Below are 16,101 nucleotides of genomic sequence, written 5' to 3'. Positions count from 1 at the left end.
GGGGTGGGCGAGGGGCGGGCGGCGTCAGGACGCCGGGGGCGGGCGCAGCACCTGGCCCGGGAGCAGGAGGTCGGGGTCGGGGCCGATCACGGCGGCGTTGGCGTGCCACCAGGCGTCGACGGCCGTGGCCACCTCGCCGTCCGCCGGGCTGCCGCCGGTCTGCCGGGCGAGGTCGGCGGCGGCGATGTCCCAGAGGCACTCGCCGCGCAGGACGACGTGCTCGTCCCGGACCGGTGCCGGCCAGTCGGGCACCGCGGCGGGAGCGCTCGGTGCCGGTGGAGCGGGCGTCGGCGCGGGCGTCTCCGGCCAGTCGGCGACGGGACCGCGTGCCGGAGCGGCGGGACCCTCGGCGGAGGCGACGGCGACGGCCTGGGGGAGTGCGCCCGGCGCCGAGGTGCAGCCCGCCACCAGCGGGGCGCCGGTGACCAGGCCGACGCCCAGGGCGAGGGCAGCTGCCCGCCGGGCGCCGGCGGGCAGCAGGCGCCGGGTGAGCGTCCGCGCGATCGTGCCGGCGAGCCCCGGCAGCGCGGAGAGTGCGGTGAGGGTCAGACCGAGAGCGCCCCACAGCCAGACGGCCCAGGCGAGCGCCGCGACGCCGGCGAGCAGGACCGTCTCGGCGCCGGACGCGTCGACGACGCGCTGCAGGTCCAGGCCGGCGTCCGCGACCGCCCCGAGGTCCGGGGTGACCGCGCGGAGGCCGGCGGCGGCAGCGGCCATCGCCGTCGCCGTCCCGAACAGGCGCCGGATCGACATGTCTCCTCCTCGACTGGTCGGTGTCGCCGCGTGACTAAAGCAAGCAAACGCATGCAAACGCAAGGATGGGCACCAGTAGTGTGGAAATCGAGGAGGTGGCGATGCGGTGGCAACGGCTCTTCGCCGACCTGCAGGCGGAGTTCGACGAGGCGGAGGCCGCGGCCGAGCGGGCCGAGGACGCCTCACGCCGGCGGGTGGAGACCGGTGCCGTCCGGCTGGCCGACCGGCTGGCCGGCGCCCTCGACCGGCCGTTGACCCTGCGGTGTTCCGGCGCCGGCGACGTGACCGGTGTCCTCGTCGAGGTGGGCGCCGACTGGCTGCTGCTGATCGACGACAGGCGGCGGGAGGTGCTCGTGGCGACGGCGACCGTGCGGACGGTCGCCGGCCTGGGACGCGCGACGGCTCCGGCCGAGGACGCCGGCCCGGTGCGTGCGCGGCTGGACCTGCGGCGGGCGCTGCGCGGACTGGCCCGCGACCGCAGCGTCGTGCAGGTCGTCCTGGACGACGGAGCGGCGTACGTCGGCACCGTGGACGGCGTGGGTGCCGACCACGTCGAGCTGGCCGAGCACGCCGCCGACCAGCCGCGCCGGGCGGCAGCCGTGCGAGGGGTGCGCGCGATCGCCCTGCCGGCGGTGGCGGTCGTGCGGACGCTGGCACCCGGGCTGGACTGACCGGCCGGTTGCGGCCGGGGGGATCCGAGCCGGGCCGGGCGCGGTGCGGGGTCCGGACTCCGCCCGGGCGCGGTGCGGGGTCCGGACTCCGCCCGGGCGCCGTGCGGGCGCCGTGCGAGCTCAGCCCCGGCGGCGCCCTCCCGGGCTGGTCGACGCGTCGTCCTGCTCGGCCTGCTCCTCGGCGGTGGACTCCGCGGGCACGGTGCCGGCGCGCGCCTCGGCGTACTTCTGCGCGATGAAGCGCTCGAGCTCCTCGTTCTCGACCCGCCACTGGCCGCGGCCGCCGATCTGGATGGCGATCAGTTCCTTGCGGCGCACCAGCGCGTAGGCCTGCGACCACGAGACGTTGAGGATCTCGGCGACGTCGTCGAGGGTCAGGAACCGCGGTGTGGGCATCAGGTCTCCGTCCGGTCCCGGACAGTCTGGCAGCCCCGTCCGGGTGGCATGCGCGCCGTCCACAGCCCCGAACGTGTGGACAGCGCCTGCGCGCAGCGGCGCACCTGTCCCATCATTCCCGTCCGACCGTGGGCCCACCCGGGCCGTCCACGGCTCCCGCGCAGATGGAGGACCGCCGGCTGTGAGCGCCACGCGCACCGTGCCGACCGCCCCGGGGGCGACCACCCCGGGCACCGCCGCCCCCGTGCCGGGGGCGGCACCGCGACGGGTCCGGCCGCCGCGCTGGCTCGACCTCCGGCTGGTGCTCGGCGTCCTGCTGGTGCTCGGCTCGGTCCTGCTCGGCGCCCGCGTGGTCGCCGCCGCCGACGCGACGGTGCCGGTGTGGTCGGCCGCGGGCGACCTCGCGGCCGGGACGGTGCTGACCGCCGGTGACCTCGTGGCCGTCGACGTCCGGTTGGACGACATCGCCGGCGCCTACCTCGCGACGAGCACGCGACCGGAGGGCCGGACCCTCGCCCGTGCTGTGCGCAGCGGGGAGCTGCTGCCCCGGACGGCGCTGGAGGAGCCGGCCGAGCTGGTGCAGCTGGCGCTGCCGGTGCAGGCCGGCTACGTGCCACCGGGGCTGGACCGCGGACAGGTCGTCGACGTCTACGCCGTCGCCGACCCCGCGGCCGGTGCCACCGGGGCCGGTGACGGGAGCGTGACCCTCGTCGTGGCGGCGGCCCCGGTGCAGGCGATCTCGGGCCGTGCTGAGGGGGTGCTGTCGACGGCCACGACCACCGTGCAGGTCGTCGTCTCGGTGCCGGCCGACCAGGCACCGGCGGTGCTCGGGGCGATCGGTGGCCGCCCACTGGTGGTCGTCGTGCACGGTTCGGTGGACGGCGCCGGCGTGGTGGCGTCGGGCCCGACGACCGCCGCGCCCCCCGCGTCCACGCCCTCGACCTCGGCGTCCGCGCCGTCGACCGCTGCGCCCTCGGCCCCTGCGGCGACCCCGCCGGCCGCCGCACCGGCCGGGTCCGCGCCACCCCCGGCCGGAGCCGCCGGGCCGACCCCCGGCGCGGCTGTGCCGTCGGTCGAGCCCTCGGCCGTCCCGCCGTCCCGGCCGGGCACCGAGGCGCGCAGCGTCCCGGCGGCCGGGACCCCCTGATGGCGCTGCAGGTCTTCACCGCCGTCACCGGTGCCGGGTGGGAGTCCGCGCTGGTGGGTGCCCTCGACCGGACCGACCACGGCATCACCGTCGTCCGCCGGTGCGTGGACGTCTCCGAGCTGCTGGCCGCCGCGGCCACCGGGACCGCGCAGGCCGCGCTCCTGTCGGCCGACCTGCGCCGGCTCGACGGGGACGCCGTCGCCCGGCTGGCGGCAGCCGGCGTGGCCGTCGTGGGACTGGTCGACCCGGGCGACGAGCGCGCCACCGACCGGCTCCACGGCCTGGGGATCGGCCGGGTCCTGCCGGCCGACGCCGAGCCCGAGGCCATCGCCCGGGCACTGCGCGAGGCGGTGGCCGGTGGCCCGCCCGCCGGCCGGGACATCGCCGACCCGCGGGCGGCGCTGCCCGCGCCCGGGCTGCCGGAGCCGGCGCCGGAACGGTCGGCCGGCCGCGGCCGCGTGATCGCGGTCTGGGGGCCGACCGGAGCACCCGGCCGCACCACCGTCGCCGTGGGGCTCGCCGACGAGGCCGCCCGGCTGGACGTGTCGACCCTGCTGGTCGACGCCGACGTCTACGGCGGCGTGGTGGCCCAGGTGCTCGGCCTGCTCGACGAGTCGCCCGGGCTGGCCGGTGCGGCGCGGCAGGCAGCCGCCGGGACCCTCGACGAGGCAGCGCTCGGCCGGCTGGCCTGGGCGGTGCGCCCGCGGCTGGGCGTCCTCACCGGGCTGGCGCGCGCGGACCGCTGGCCCGAGCTGCGGCCGCACGCCGTCGCCGCCGTCCTGGAGGAGGTGCGCCGCAGCGCCGAGCTCACCGTGGTCGACTGCGCCTTCAGCCTGGAGGAGGACGAGGAGCTGTCCTTCGACACCGCGGCGCCCCGGCGCAACGGCGTGACGCTCACCGTCCTGGAGGCCGCGGACACCGTGCTGTGCGTCAGCGGGGCGGACCCCGTGGCGCTGCAGCGCAGCATCCGGGCCCTCGGCGAGCTGCGCGACGTGCTGCCCGGTGTCGAACCGGTGGTGGTCGTCAACCAGGTGCGGCGTGGACCGGTGCCCGGCGACCCCCGCCGCGAGATCGGCGGTGCTCTGGCGCGCTTCGCCGGCCGCGAGGTGGGCTTCTTCCTGCCCGCCGATCGACGCGCCACGGACGCGGCCCTGGCCGATGGGCGCACGTTGGCCGAGGTCGCGCCGTCCTCTCCGCTGCGCACGGAGCTGCGGGCGATGGCCGCCGCGCTCACCGGCGTGCCGGTGCCGGCGGCGTCCGGCCGGGGACGTCCCCGACTGCGCCGACGCGCCGGATGAGGCGACGGGGGCCACTCCACGCGGGGCTGTCGGTCCGGCGGTGCCGCGCCGTAGCGTGAGCACACCGACCGGGAGGAGACCGAAGGTGGAGCGCCTGACCACCCTGGACGCGTCGTTCCTCTACCTCGAGAAGCCGGACAACCCGATGCACGTGGCCGGCGTCCTCGTGCTCGAGCCGCCGGCGGGCGGCCTGGACGCGATCGCCGCTCTGATCGAGGCCCGGCTCCCGCTGGTACCGCGCTACCGGCAGCGGGTCCTCGAGGTGCTGGGGCACCTGGCCAACCCGGTGTGGGCCGACGACCCGGACTTCGACATCGAGTACCACGTCCGCCGGTCCGCGGTACCCCGGCCGGGGACGCAGGCCCAGCTGCTCGACCTCGTCTCCCGGGTGGTCGCCCGCCCGCTGGACCGGGGGCGGCCGCTGTGGGAGGTGTACCTCGTGGAGGGCCTGGCCGAGGGCCGGGTCGCGGTCGTCACGAAGACGCACCCGGCGCTGGTCGACGGACTGGGCACCGTCGACATCGGCCAGGTCCTGCTCGACGACTCACCCGACGCGACGGTCCCCGCACCCGGCCCGTGGCGACCCCGCCGGCTGCCCGGCGCGCTGCAGCTGGTGGGCGAGGCCATGGCGGAGTACGCGGCGCGCCCGACGGCGGGCGTCGAGACCGCGCGGCGCGCCCTCACCGACGCGCGGGCCACCGGCGCGTGGTTGGCCGGCGCCGCGCAGGGTGCCGCGCGCGCGGCGCGGTCGGCCCTGTTCCCGGCTCCGCACACGCCCCTCGACGCGACGCACGGCAGCCAGCGTCGTGTGGCGGTCGCACGGGCCGACCTCGACGACGTCAAGCGGGTCCGCAAGGCGTACGGCGGGACGGTCAACGACGTGCTGCTGACCGTGGTGACCGGAGCACTGCGGGACTGGCTGCTCTCGCGGGGCCAGGCGGTCGTCGGGTCCACCTCGGTGCGGGCGCTGGTGCCGGTGTCGGTGCAGGACGACGAGGAGGAGGCCCCGGGCACCCGGGTGTCGAGCTACCTGGTCGACCTCCCCGTCGGCGAGCCCAACCCGCGCGTGCGCCTGACCCGGCTGAGCTTCGCCATGCGCGGCGTGAGCCAGCACGGCCGGTCGGTCGGCGCGGACGCGCTCATCGCGCTCACCGGCTTCGCCCCGCCCACGCTGCACGCCCTCGGCGCCCGGGCGGCGCGCGGCCTGTCCCGCCGGATGGCCAACCTGGTGGTCACCAACGTGCCGGGGCCGCAGCTGCCCCTGTACGCCGCCGGCTCCCGGATGCTCGAGGTCTTCCCCGTGGTCCCGCTCGCCCCGGGGCAGGGGCTGTCAGTGGGCATCACCAGCTACGACGGTCGGGTCTTCTTCGGCCTGAACGCCGACCGCGACGGCGTCGGGGACGTCGACGTGCTCGCCGACCTCATCGAGCAGGAGCTCGCCGTCCTGGTCGAGACCGCGGGCTGACCCGCGGCCCGCGGGGCCGTATCCGCGCCGGGATACCGTCGTGCGTCCCCTCGGCGCGAAGGAGCCAGCCCGGTGCGTGTGTACCTGCCCGCCACGACCAACGTCCTGCGGACGCTCGTGGACGAGGGGCGCCTGACCGGGCCGCTCACGGCCTTCGCGGTCACTCCGGGCCTGCGCGAGTTCTACGCCCTCAGTGACGCCGGGGCCGACGAGGAGGAACTCGAGTACGCCGCCCTCCTCGCGGCCGCGCGGGCCAGCCTCCGGCTGGTCGACGTCGACCCCTCCGCCGCCCGCCGCCGGGTCGTGCTGGCCGCCGACGTCCCCGACTCCGCGGTCGCCGAGGTCGAGGACCCGGACGCCGACCGCGGTGCCGTCCGCATCACCGGCGACATCGCCCTGGCCGAGGTCGCCAGCGCGCACGTCGACGGCGCGGAGGCCGAGGACGACGTCCGGGCGGCGGTCGACGTCGTGCTCGAGGCCGACCTCGGCAGCGAGGACGCCCAGTTCGTCGTCGACCAGGCCGAGGGTCACGAGCTCGCCTGGTACGCCACCCAGGAGATCGGGACGCTGCTCGAGCTGCTGTGATCCCGGGGCGGGCGGCCGGTCACCACGCTGCACCGCAGGCTCCGCTGCCCACCGCGGCCGGGACCCGGTCCAGCGGCGGGTCGCGACGGGCGACCTGCACCCGCTCGGCCGCACCCGCCACCACCAGCCAGCCCGAGCCGGGCCGGGCGGGCACCGGTGTGCGGGGGAGCCGGATGCCCAGCAGGTCGGCGTCCCCGGGTCCCGGCGACAGCAGCAGGCCGCTGCGTCGCCGCCGCAGCGCGGGCACCGGGCCCCGGTAGGCCGCTGACAGCTCGGCCGCCGTCCCGGCCACGAGGAGGACGACGTCCGGCACGGCCTCGGCCGCGGTGAGCGCGCCGAACACGGCGGAGTCCGCCAGGTCGGCGGGGTCGTCGACCACCACGGCGCCGGGGGTGCCGCGCAGCCCGGCGATCCACTCCTGCCAGCCGGCGAGGTCCGTGGCGTCCAGCCGGGACAGGGCGGGGGTGCTCCCCGCGGACGCGCGGTCCGGGTCCCGGACGACCTGCAGGACCGCGGCCCCCGCGGCGGCGAGGTGGCGCGTCGCGCACGCCAGCGCCGTGGTCCGTCCGCTGCCGGGCGGCCCGGTGACGAGCAGGCCGCCGGTGCGGGCGAGGTCGACGGTCAGGACGCCGCCGTCGTCACCGCCGGGCCCGACCGGCAGCAGCAGCGGGTGCGCGCCCTCGGTCGGTCCCGGCAGCGGCAGCACGGGGGCGGTCGGCAGCTCGGGGATCGACAGCGGGCCCCCGTGGCGGGGTGGGTCGGGCCAGGTGCTGGGCAGCTCACGGGGCAGGACGAGCTGGCACTCCCGGGCCTCCTCCCCGACCAGCGCCCGACCGGGTGGCCGGTGTCCGGGCACGTCGCGGGCCGGGATGCCGGCGACGGCGTAGTCGGCGCGGTCGGGCAGCGGCAGGACCAGCCGGGTGCCGACGGCGTTGGCCAGCCGACCGCCCGGGACGGCGCGATCAGCGGTGAGCAGGCACGTCAGCCCGGCCGCCCCGCCGTTCCGGACCAGGCGAAGCAGCGCCGCCGACCCCCGGCCGGGATCCGACTCGTCGAGCTGCGTCATGACCGACTCCACACCGTCGACGAGCAGCAGCAGGTGCGGGCGAGGCCCACCGGGCGGTGCCGCGCGCCGTGCGGCGACCTCCTGCGCCAGCCGGTCCAGCAGCCGCACGGTCCGCAGGGCGTCGTCCCCACCGACCGCGGTGCCGGTGTGCGGGAGGCCGGTTCCCGCCGCGGCCAGCCCGCCGCCGCCGTGGTCGAGCACGTGCAGGTGCAGCCGGTCGGGGCCGAGTGCGGTGACCGCCTCGGCGAGCGCGGCCCGCAGGAACGTCGTCCGCCCGCTGCGCGGACCGCCGACCGCGAGCCAGCCGCCGGCTCGGTCCAGGTCCAGCTCCAGCGGCTCCTGTGTCTGCGCGTCCGGACGGTCGAGCAGTCCCAGCCGCAGCCGGGGGCTCGTACCGTCCCCCGCGAGGTCCCGCAGGTCCACGGCGGTCAGGTGGTCGGGCAGCGCGGGACGCCACGGCCGGTGCGGCCGCAGCAGGCCCGTCTCGACGGCCCGGCGCGCCAGCTCTGCGGTGAGCCGGGCCAGGTCGCTGGACCCGGCCGGCACCTCCTCCGCCACCGGGACGACGGGGACCGGCCAGCCCCACGGGGTCACCCGCGGTCCGGCGACCCGGACACCGTGCGACCCGCCGCTGACCCGTGCCGCCTGGAACGGCACGGGCGCGCCGCCACCGGTCCGCAGGTAACCGCGGCCGGGGACGTCGACCGGCAGGACGGCGGCGTGTGCCGAGCCGAGCAGGTCGCGGGACTCGGCCTCGTCGGTCGTCCGCAGGCAGATGCGCAGCGTGCAGTTGGCCCGGATCTCCGGGGAGACGACGCCGCCGGGACGCTGGGTCGCCAGTACCAGGTGCACGCCGAGCGAGCGCCCCCGCTGCGCGATGCCGACGAGGCCGGACAGGAAGGCGGGCAGGTCCTCGGCCAACCCGGCGAACTCGTCCACGACGATCACCAGGCGGGCCAGCTCGACCGCCTCGGGCAGGGCCGCCAGGTCGGGGACGCCGTGAGCGGCGAGGAGTGCCTCGCGGCGGGTGAGCTCGGCGGTGAGCGACCGCAGCGCCCGGGCGGTCGTCGCGCCGTCGAGGTCGGTCAGCAGCCCCACGGTGTGCGGGAGCTCGGCCGCCTCGGCGAACGCCGCTCCGCCCTTGTAGTCGACGAGCAGGAACGAGCACCGGTCCGGCGGGTGGGCCAGGGCCAGGCCGGCGATCAGCGCCCGCAGCAGCTCGGACTTGCCCGAACCCGTGGTCCCGGCCACCAGCGCGTGCGGCCCGTGCCGGCACAGGTCGACCGACAGGTCCCCGGTCGCGGTGCGGCCCAGCGTCGCGACCAGCGAGTCGCGCGCCCGCGACCACCCGCCGACCGCGGCGGCCGCCAGGTCCAGCAGCCGGACCTGCCGGGGGAGCGCGGCGTCGGGGGCGGCGGGGGCGAGCACGGCCAGGTCGTGCGCCAGCTGTGCGGCCACCCGCCGCGGCAGCCGGTCGACGGCCCCCACCGGCTGCTCGCCCGCACTGGACCGGAGCAGGGTCGCCCGCTCACCGGTCTCACCGCCGAGCAGCAGGACCGCGTCCCCGAGCCCGGGGAGGTCCGCTGCCGAGGAGCCGCAGCCGAGGACGACGACCCGGACGGCGTGCGCGCTGCGCAGCGCGGCCAGCACGCGGGGCCCGACCGGCCGGTCGACCAGCACGACGACCCAGCCGCGGGCACCCTCCTCACCGCCCGCCCGCCGGGATCCGAGGGCGGTGAGCCACCGGAGGGTGTCCTCGTCGGGGTCGTCGGCCGGGGGAGCGGTGCGGACGTGCACCGACCCCGCGGCGAGGTGCGGCAGCCACCGCAGCCAGGCCCAGTCGGCCAGCCGGTCGGGTGTGGTGAGCAGGGCCAGCTCCACCTCGCCGGGCGCGTGCAGCGCCGCCAGCTGGGCCAGGACGCCGGCGAGGACGCCCACCGCCGGCTCGCGCGGACCGGCGACGCCGAGCCCCCCGGTGGCGGCCAGTTCGACGACGACGGGCAGCCGGTCCGACCGCTCCCGGCCACGGGAGCCGTCGGGGTCCACCCGCACCACGCGGGACTCCCCGGGGCCGGTGCCGATCCGCACGGCCAGCGCGTCGGCGTCCCCCCGGCACCGCTGCCAGAGGTCGGTGGACCGGCGGCGGGCCGCAGTGGCGAGGGCGGCCAGGTCCGGGGAGGCGGCCTCGGCCGCGCGCTCGTCGGCGCGGAGCGCGGCCGCCAGCCGCTCCTCCGCCTCGGCGAGCCCCGCGGCGTGGGCCGCCCGGGCACGCCGCGTCGTGCGCCGGCCCGACCACCGGTCGGAGAGCCACGTGCCCACCGCCACCACCGGACCGAGCAGGGCGAAGAAGAGGAAGTGCGCAGCGTCGAGCGCCCAGGCGAGGGCCACGCCACCGACCGCCGGGAGGGCCACGGCCACCCACGCCAGCCGCCGGGGCGGTGCGGGGACGGGCGCGGCCGGGAGCGCGATCTCGACGTCCTCGCGCGGCTGGTGCAGGCGCGGGTGCGGACGCAGCAGCAGCCGTCCACCAGCTCCGGGCCGGACGGCGGCGCGGGCGCTGCCCGGTCCCGTCGTCCGCAGCGTGCTCGACCCCAGCCGGAGCGGTGCCCCGGACGGCCACGGCCGCGGCTGTGCGTCGATGGGCGCCCCGTCGAGCCGGCTGCCGTTGCTGGAGCCGAGGTCGCGGACGGTGAGGTCCCCGGCGCCGACCTCGACGAGCACGTGCCGGCGGGAGACGGCGGGGTCGGTCAGCCGGACGGTGGCGTCACTGCCGCGGCCGACGACGTGCCGGCCGCGGTCCAGGGGCAGCGTCGCCCCGGCATCCGGGCCGCCGACCACGTGCAGTTCCAGGGCGCTGGACCCCACCGCGGCGCCCGGGCGGGGGCCGGGGCGGCCGAGGCCCAGGAGTGCCCCGTGCAGCAGGGCCGGGTCGGTGAGCAGGAGGTCGGGAGCCAGCCGGGTGCTGCCCGACCAGAGCTCTGCGGACGGCAGGCGCAGCGCGGCGGCCAGCGGGGGCAGGATCGCGCCGAGCCGCTCGTCGTCGCAGGCGCAGACCGCCACGTCGAGGGCGCCGCTGGACCTGACGAGGGTCCAGCAGCGGGTGGTGGGGGAGCGGGCGGGCACCTCTCGACCCTGGCCCCGCGCTCCGCCGCTCGGGGCCCGCCCACGGATCTGTGGACGGCGGGCGGGCTGTGGACGACCGGGGTGGGCGGGAGAGGCCCGGCACCTACCGTCCGCCCCGACCGGGAGGGACCCGGACCACGAGGAGGACACGTGAAGGTCGAGATCACCACCCTGGAGTCGCTGGCCGGGCAGTGCCGCGCCGAGGCCGCCGAGACCACCGCCCGGCACACCACCCTGTCGAGCAGCGTGGACGCCTCGGTGCTCGAGGGGTGGACCGACAGCCAGGCCGCGGCCCGGTTCACCGAGCTCTACGAGCAGTGGCGGCTCAGCGCGCAGGGGGTCAGCGACGCGCTCACCGGCATGGGCGGTCTGCTCAGCAGCGTGGCGGCGTCCTACCAGCAGCACGAAGCGGACATGGCGGCCCGCATCGGTGCGCTGATCTGATCGGCCCCGGATCCGGCACAGCCCGCGTGCCCGCTCAGCCCGGGGGTGCGGCCCCGGCCGGGGAGACCCCGGCCGGGCGCCCGTCGCCGGTCCGGGCGCGCAGCCGACGGGTGGCGTCGGGCAGCCGCTCCCACGGCAGGACCGACAGGATGGCCACGCAGTGCGGCAGGAAGATGATCGCCACGCTGGCGTAGACGGCCAGGTGGAAGCCGAGCAGGAAGACCACCAGCGCGATCCGCGCGCGAGCCGACCAGACCAGCAGCATGAGCGGTGCGGCGAACTCCAGCACCAGCATCGCCCACTGGGCACCCACCAGCAGGCCGGGCGTCTCGAGGGTCCAGTCCGACAGCACGGTGCCGCGCCGCACCATGGCCCGGGCCAGCGTGGAACCGGTGGCCCAGTCCCAGCCGCCGAAGCGCATCTTGGCCCAGGCGGCCAGGAAGTAGGTGAGCATGACGGTGACGAAGACCGCCGCCATGGCCCAGCCGGCCGCCTCCGAGGAGCGCTTGTCGCGCCACCTCACGCGCCCGATGGTGGGCAGCACCGCCAGCGCGACGAGGTAGGCGATCCGGTCGTGGTCCACCTTCCCGTAGCTCATCGCGATGACCATCCACTCGAAGTAGAGGAGGAACACCGCGGTGCCCAGCAGGCGGGGCGCCCGGCCGGTCGCCGCCACCAGGGCGGTCCCGACGAGGGCCCACTGCACGACGAACACGACCGCCGGGGTGGGCGTCGGCAGGGGCAGCAGCCGGCCGATGGTCAGGGGCGCGTACCACTCGGTGGGGACGTCGGCGTGCGCCCGCACCCAGGCCGTGGTCAGGAAGACGTCGACCGGCACGAACAGGTAGGCGATGGTCCGGAACACGGCGACGCGCGCCAGCGGGACGGGCCGGAACCACCAGTACGACCACGCGCGGCGGCCCGAGACGGACGGCGCAGCGGGGGAGGCGGTCGTGCTCACGGGGTGCCCTCCTGGCCGGTCGCCACGACGTGGTCGACCAGCACGCTCTCGGTGACCTCGCCGGTGCGCCGGCCGCCGTCGAGCGCGTGCCGCCGCTGCACCACCCGCACCGCCACCAGCGGCTCGGCGTCGGGGTGGCGGTCGGCGTAGGACTCGGCGAGCAGACCCAGCAACTGCGGCTCCTCGACGAGGCGGGGCAGCTGCCCCTCGAACTCGGCCCGGCGCAGCCCCACCTCGCCGCCGGAGAGCCGCACCTCGTCGCCGTCGGCGGTCACGCCCACCACGCTGGTGGAGACCACCGGGCGGTCGGGGTCGGCGCGGGTCGAGTACATCCGGAACGGGCCGAACGGGAACTCGGAGTCGTTGCCCCACAGCGTGCCGCCGAGCAGCAGCGCGAGCACGACGGCGGTGGCGGCGAGCCGGACCCGGCGGCCGGTGGGCGAGAGCGTCAGGACACCGGGCTCCCCGGTGTCCTGAACGGGGGGAGCCGGTACCACGGGCGCATCGTAGGATCGGCGGCCGTCCAGATGGGCCACCGACGCGTGGTGGGCAGCTGGCCCGCCGGGCGTGGTGGGTCCGTGTCCGGCGACCGCCCGGTGCCCCGATGTCAGCGTCGGCACCGCGGAGGCAGCACGTGCAGTTCGGTCGGTACTACGAGGAGTTCGAGGTCGGTGCGGTCTACAAGCACTGGCCGGGCAAGACCGTCACCGAGTACGACGACCACCTGTTCTGCCTCATCACGATGAACCACCACCCGCTGCACCTGGACAGCCACTACGCGGCGGAGACCACCGACTTCGGCAGGAACGTCGTCGTCGGCAACTACGTCTACTCGCTGCTGCTCGGCATGAGCGTCCCCGACGTGTCGGGCAAGGCCATCGCCAACCTGGAGATCGAGTCGCTGCGGCACGTGGCGCCGACCTTCCACGGCGACACCATCTACGGCGAGACGACGGTGCTCGACAAGACCGAGTCGCGGTCCAAGGACGACCGCGGCGTCGTCCACGTCGAGACCATCGGCTACAAGCAGGACGGCACCGTGGTCTGCGTCTTCCGGCGCAAGGTCATGGTGCCCAAGCGCTCCTACGGCGAGTCCCGCGGCGGCGAGCAGCCCGGCCGCCCGGAGCCCGGGCCGCGCAGCTGACCGGCGGGCGTGCTGCCGGGCCGGCTCAGGACGGCAGCACGCCCCAGCCGCGCAGCGTCTCCAGCAGCCGCGGCGTGCAGGTCAGCCGCTCGAGGTCGGCCGCGTCGGCGAAGGTGACGTCGTCCGCGTCGTCGCCGGCCACCGGGACGGCCGCCGGGTCCAGCAGCGTGCAGGCCAGGTCCACCACGTCGTAGACGACACCGTGGCCCGGGATCCGCACGCGGCCCACCTCGGCACCGGCCCGCACCGCCAGGCCGGTCTCCTCGCGCACCTCGCGCTCGACCGCCGCGGCCACCGACTCCCCGGCCTCGACCCGGCCGCCGGGCACCGACCACAGCCCGCGGCTGGGCTCGTGACCTCGTCGGACGAGCAGCAGCCGGCCGCGCGCGTCGAGCACCACCGCACCGACGCAGGCGACCACGGGCAGGGCGGCGTCGGCGGCGGGCGGCACGCCCCGAACGGTACGCACGCACCCGGCAGCGGCCAGCGCTTGACGAACCCGTCCGGTCACAGGACGGTGATGCCCGATGACTGCGACCACGGTCTGTCCCCGCTGCGGCGAACGCGTGGTCGTCCGCCCCGGGAACTCGGCTCAGGCCTGGTGCCACGTGCACGGTGCGGTGACGCCGCTGCACCACACGCTGCTGGTGGCGCACGACGCCATCGCCGCGGTGACCGCCGACGCCCGGGTGCCCGCGTGGGTGCCCGACCCGATGCCACCGGGCTGGACGGTCACCGGCCTGGCGTGGGGCGGGGAGCCCGGGGCGCGCGCGATCGTCGTCGACTGCGCCGGACCGGCGCCGCTCGGCGGCTCGGCCGAGCTGGTGCTCGTCGCCGAGGAGCCGGGCACCGGCGTCGGCTGCGGGTACGCCGGGCTGCCCGGCCTCGACCCCGGGGACGTCATCGCCGGCCCCTCGTCGGCCGACGTCGAGGCCGCCGGGCAGCGCGCGCCGCTGTGGGCGGTGCCGACCTCCGACGACCGCGCCGCCTTCGTCGGGGAGGCCTACGGCGTCTGGTTGTGGCTGGTCATGTGGCCGATGTCGGCCGCGTGGCTGCTCGCCGAGCGGCTGACGCTGCTCGACCTGCGCGAGCGGCTCTACCCCGACCTGCCGCTCGGCCCGCCCAGCGAGCACCTCCTGCCCGGACCGTGACGGACCGGACCGACCGCATCCCCGGCGGCGTGTCCCCGGGTGGGGGTCCTGCGGCGTGTGTTACGCATGGGGCTCGCCGTGCGGGCGCCCCCGTCCGCGCGTCCGTCCGACAGCCACGCGGAGGTGACGGTGAAGAAGGTCCTCACCTGGCTGGCGCTCGCCTTCATCGTCTTCTACGTCATCTCAGCGCCCGAGAGCTCCGCCGACTTCGTCCGCACCGCCGGCCACGCGCTCGGCGACGCGGCGTCCTCGCTGGCCGAGTTCTTCGAGTCCCTCGCCTAGGCCGGCGTGGTCGGCCCGGCGACACCTCCCGACGGCCGCCGGCCGCGGTGGAGCAAGGACGCCGACAAGTACCTGCTCCCGCATGAGTTGCCGCCCGTCATCGCCACCCGCCGGCACTGGGCGGGGCTCGCCGTCCCCGTGGCCAAGGCCGCCCCGGCGCTGGTCGCCGGCCTCTGGCTGATGCTGCTCGACCCGGACGAGCGGCTGCCGACCACCGCCGGCTTCCTCGTGCTCGTCGGCGCGCTGGTGTACCTCGCGCTGCGGGTCGGCGAGTGGTGGATGCGGCACTTCATCGTCACCAATCGCCGGGTGCTGCTGACCAGCGGGATCATCGTCCGGACCGTGGCCCTGCTGCCGCTGCGCCGCATCACCGACCTGACGTACAAGGAGACGCTGTTCGGCCAGCTGCTCGGCTACGGCACGTTCCGCTTCGAGTCGGCCGGCCAGCAGCAGGCGCTCTCGGAGATCACCTACCTGCCGCGGGCCGACGTGCTCTACCGCGACGTGAGCGACCTGCTGTTCGGCGGCAACGGCGCCGACAAGGGGGACGACGAGGGCGACGCCGAACCGTCGCCGCGGCAACCCCGCCGGCCGTCGCCCCCGTCGTCGGACCACCCCGCGCGGGGCGCCCCCATCGACGAGAGGCGGGACACCCAGCCGATCCCGCCGCTGCCGCCGCGGCGTCCCCGCTCGCCGCGGGTGGCCGGCCGCAGGATGCGGCAGGCTGGGCGCTGATGCGGATCGACCTGCACACCCACTCGTCGGTGTCCGACGGCACCGACAGTCCCGCCGAGCTGCTCGCCGCGGCGCGGGGCGCGGGCCTGGACGTCGTCGCGCTCACCGACCACGACACCACCGCCGGCTGGGCCGAGGCGGAGCGGACCCGCCCCGAGGGGCTGACCGTCGTCCCGGGGATGGAGCTGTCCTGCCGCTGGTTCCCGGCGCAGGCGCCGCCCATCAGCGTGCACCTGCTCGCCTACCTGTTCGACCCCGAGCACCCAGGCCTGGCCGCGGAGCGGGCACGGCTGCGCGAGGAGCGGCTCGGGCGCGGGGAGCGGATCGTCGCCGGGCTCGCCGAGGCCGGGCACCCGGTGGTCTGGGACGAGATCGTCGAGCGCGCCGGCGGCGGGGTGGTGGGGCGGCCGCACGTGGCCCGCGCCCTGGTGGAGGCCGGCGTCGTCGACTCGGTCGACCAGGCCTTCGCCACGCTGCTGCACCACCGCAGCCCCTTCTACGTCGCCAAGGCCGACACCGACGTGCTCGCCGGCATCGCGCTCGTGCGCGCGGCCGGCGGGGTGCCGGTGTTCGCGCACGGCCTGGCCACCCGGCGCGGCCGGGTGGTCGGCGACGAGGCGATCGCGGCGATGGCCGAGGCCGGGCTGCTCGGCCTGGAGGTCGACCACCCCGACCACGACCCGGACGAGCGCGCCCACATGCGGGGGCTGGCCGGCGAGCTCGGGTTGCTGGTCACTGGCTCCAGCGACTACCACGGCAGCAACAAGACGACGCCGATCGCCGTCTGCACCACCGCGCCGGACCAGTACGAGGCGCTGCTGGCCGCCGGGACGGGCGCCGTGCCGTTCCCCGGGACCGGCGGCACCGCCGGTTAGCGTGA

General features: G+C 77.3%; 17 protein-coding genes. 11 read left to right on the top strand and 6 right to left on the bottom strand.

The window, feature by feature from the left end:
• Positions 1 to 24 precede the first annotated feature (24 nt).
• Positions 25 to 753: a hypothetical protein gene (locus tag ACI79G_RS14400; RefSeq protein ID WP_456881804.1), complete on the bottom strand. Its 729-nt coding sequence runs from the start codon at positions 751 to 753 to the stop codon at positions 25 to 27.
• Between the two features lie 101 nt (positions 754 to 854).
• Between ACI79G_RS14400 and ACI79G_RS14395 the strand changes: the two genes are divergently transcribed.
• Positions 855 to 1,424: a hypothetical protein gene (locus tag ACI79G_RS14395; RefSeq protein WP_456881803.1), complete on the top strand. Its 570-nt coding sequence runs from the start codon at positions 855 to 857 to the stop codon at positions 1,422 to 1,424.
• A gap of 120 nt (positions 1,425 to 1,544) precedes the next feature.
• Here the strand turns inward: ACI79G_RS14395 and ACI79G_RS14390 are convergent, their stop codons facing one another.
• Positions 1,545 to 1,820 (bottom strand): helix-turn-helix domain-containing protein, encoded by a 276-nt coding sequence (locus ACI79G_RS14390; RefSeq protein WP_456881802.1) that lies wholly within the window; start codon positions 1,818 to 1,820, stop codon positions 1,545 to 1,547.
• 181 nt (positions 1,821 to 2,001) lie between these two features.
• Here ACI79G_RS14390 and ACI79G_RS14385 point away from each other — a divergent pair, with 181 nt between their 5' ends.
• From ACI79G_RS14385 to ACI79G_RS14370, 4 genes are all read left to right on the top strand, one after another.
• The gene (locus ACI79G_RS14385; RefSeq protein ID WP_456881801.1) at positions 2,002 to 2,967 is read left to right on the top strand and encodes an SAF domain-containing protein; all 966 of its coding nucleotides are present in this window, start codon (positions 2,002 to 2,004) and stop codon (positions 2,965 to 2,967) included.
• Positions 2,967 to 4,265 carry an AAA family ATPase gene (locus tag ACI79G_RS14380; protein WP_456881800.1) on the top strand — a complete coding sequence of 433 codons (1,299 nt, stop codon included), beginning with the start codon at positions 2,967 to 2,969 and terminating at the stop codon, positions 4,263 to 4,265. Before ACI79G_RS14385 ends, ACI79G_RS14380 begins: the two co-directional genes overlap by 1 nt.
• 85 nt (positions 4,266 to 4,350) lie before the next feature.
• A complete protein-coding gene (locus ACI79G_RS14375; RefSeq protein ID WP_456881799.1) occupies positions 4,351 to 5,730 on the top strand; it encodes a WS/DGAT/MGAT family O-acyltransferase in 1,380 nt (459 codons plus the stop codon).
• A gap of 72 nt (positions 5,731 to 5,802) precedes the next feature.
• The gene (locus ACI79G_RS14370) at positions 5,803 to 6,315 is read left to right on the top strand and encodes a DUF6912 family protein (protein WP_456881798.1); all 513 of its coding nucleotides are present in this window, start codon (positions 5,803 to 5,805) and stop codon (positions 6,313 to 6,315) included.
• A 19-nt stretch (positions 6,316 to 6,334) separates the two neighbouring features.
• On the opposite strand, the gene ACI79G_RS14365 is transcribed toward ACI79G_RS14370, so the two are convergent.
• Positions 6,335 to 10,504: an FtsK/SpoIIIE domain-containing protein gene (locus ACI79G_RS14365; RefSeq protein WP_456881797.1), complete on the bottom strand. Its 4,170-nt coding sequence runs from the start codon at positions 10,502 to 10,504 to the stop codon at positions 6,335 to 6,337.
• A gap of 150 nt (positions 10,505 to 10,654) precedes the next feature.
• Between ACI79G_RS14365 and ACI79G_RS14360 the strand changes: the two genes are divergently transcribed.
• Positions 10,655 to 10,948, top strand: coding sequence for a WXG100 family type VII secretion target (locus tag ACI79G_RS14360; RefSeq protein ID WP_456881796.1), 294 nt, complete (start codon positions 10,655 to 10,657; stop codon positions 10,946 to 10,948).
• 34 nt (positions 10,949 to 10,982) lie between these two features.
• On the opposite strand, the gene ACI79G_RS14355 is transcribed toward ACI79G_RS14360, so the two are convergent.
• Entirely contained in the window at positions 10,983 to 11,909 is a 927-nt protein-coding gene (locus ACI79G_RS14355) for an MFS transporter permease (RefSeq protein WP_456881795.1), read from the bottom strand.
• Complete coding sequence (locus ACI79G_RS14350; RefSeq protein ID WP_456881794.1) at positions 11,906 to 12,406, bottom strand: hypothetical protein; 501 nt, start codon at positions 12,404 to 12,406, stop codon at positions 11,906 to 11,908. The genes ACI79G_RS14355 and ACI79G_RS14350 overlap by 4 nt, the downstream gene beginning before the upstream one ends.
• 137 nt (positions 12,407 to 12,543) lie before the next feature.
• Here ACI79G_RS14350 and ACI79G_RS14345 point away from each other — a divergent pair, with 137 nt between their 5' ends.
• Complete coding sequence (locus ACI79G_RS14345) at positions 12,544 to 13,053, top strand: MaoC family dehydratase (protein WP_456881793.1); 510 nt, start codon at positions 12,544 to 12,546, stop codon at positions 13,051 to 13,053.
• A 25-nt stretch (positions 13,054 to 13,078) separates the two neighbouring features.
• Here the strand turns inward: ACI79G_RS14345 and ACI79G_RS14340 are convergent, their stop codons facing one another.
• A complete protein-coding gene (locus ACI79G_RS14340) occupies positions 13,079 to 13,504 on the bottom strand; it encodes an NUDIX domain-containing protein (RefSeq protein WP_456881792.1) in 426 nt (141 codons plus the stop codon).
• Positions 13,505 to 13,580: 76 nt separating this feature from the next.
• On the opposite strand from ACI79G_RS14340, the gene ACI79G_RS14335 reads away from it, so the two are divergent.
• From ACI79G_RS14335 to ACI79G_RS14320, 4 genes are all read left to right on the top strand, one after another.
• The gene (locus ACI79G_RS14335) at positions 13,581 to 14,204 is read left to right on the top strand and encodes a DUF6758 family protein (protein ID WP_456881791.1); all 624 of its coding nucleotides are present in this window, start codon (positions 13,581 to 13,583) and stop codon (positions 14,202 to 14,204) included.
• A gap of 129 nt (positions 14,205 to 14,333) precedes the next feature.
• The gene (locus ACI79G_RS14330) at positions 14,334 to 14,486 is read left to right on the top strand and encodes a hypothetical protein (RefSeq protein ID WP_456881790.1); all 153 of its coding nucleotides are present in this window, start codon (positions 14,334 to 14,336) and stop codon (positions 14,484 to 14,486) included.
• A 6-nt stretch (positions 14,487 to 14,492) separates the two neighbouring features.
• Positions 14,493 to 15,221 (top strand): PH domain-containing protein, encoded by a 729-nt coding sequence (locus ACI79G_RS14325; RefSeq protein ID WP_456881789.1) that lies wholly within the window; start codon positions 14,493 to 14,495, stop codon positions 15,219 to 15,221.
• Positions 15,221 to 16,096, top strand: coding sequence for a PHP domain-containing protein (locus ACI79G_RS14320; RefSeq protein ID WP_456881788.1), 876 nt, complete (start codon positions 15,221 to 15,223; stop codon positions 16,094 to 16,096). The genes ACI79G_RS14325 and ACI79G_RS14320 overlap by 1 nt, the downstream gene beginning before the upstream one ends.
• The last annotated feature ends 5 nt before the right edge of the window (positions 16,097 to 16,101 follow it).

This window comes from Geodermatophilus sp. SYSU D00779, assembly GCF_054050595.1.
Note: the sequence above shows the minus strand (reverse complement) of the source record. Positions and strands in the feature narration are given on the sequence as shown.

What these genes read in the sequence shown, in the direction of transcription:
- ACI79G_RS14400 (WP_456881804.1), bottom strand. Translation starts at nt 753, where the DNA reads ATGTCGATCCGGCGCCTGTTCGGGACGGCGACGGCGATGGCCGCTGCC.
- ACI79G_RS14395 (WP_456881803.1), top strand. Translation starts at nt 855, where the DNA reads ATGCGGTGGCAACGGCTCTTCGCCGACCTGCAGGCGGAGTTCGACGAG.
- ACI79G_RS14390 (WP_456881802.1), bottom strand. Translation starts at nt 1,820, where the DNA reads ATGCCCACACCGCGGTTCCTGACCCTCGACGACGTCGCCGAGATCCTC.
- ACI79G_RS14380 (WP_456881800.1), top strand. Translation starts at nt 2,967, where the DNA reads ATGGCGCTGCAGGTCTTCACCGCCGTCACCGGTGCCGGGTGGGAGTCC.
- ACI79G_RS14335 (WP_456881791.1), top strand. Translation starts at nt 13,581, where the DNA reads ATGACTGCGACCACGGTCTGTCCCCGCTGCGGCGAACGCGTGGTCGTC.
- ACI79G_RS14320 (WP_456881788.1), top strand. Translation starts at nt 15,221, where the DNA reads ATGCGGATCGACCTGCACACCCACTCGTCGGTGTCCGACGGCACCGAC.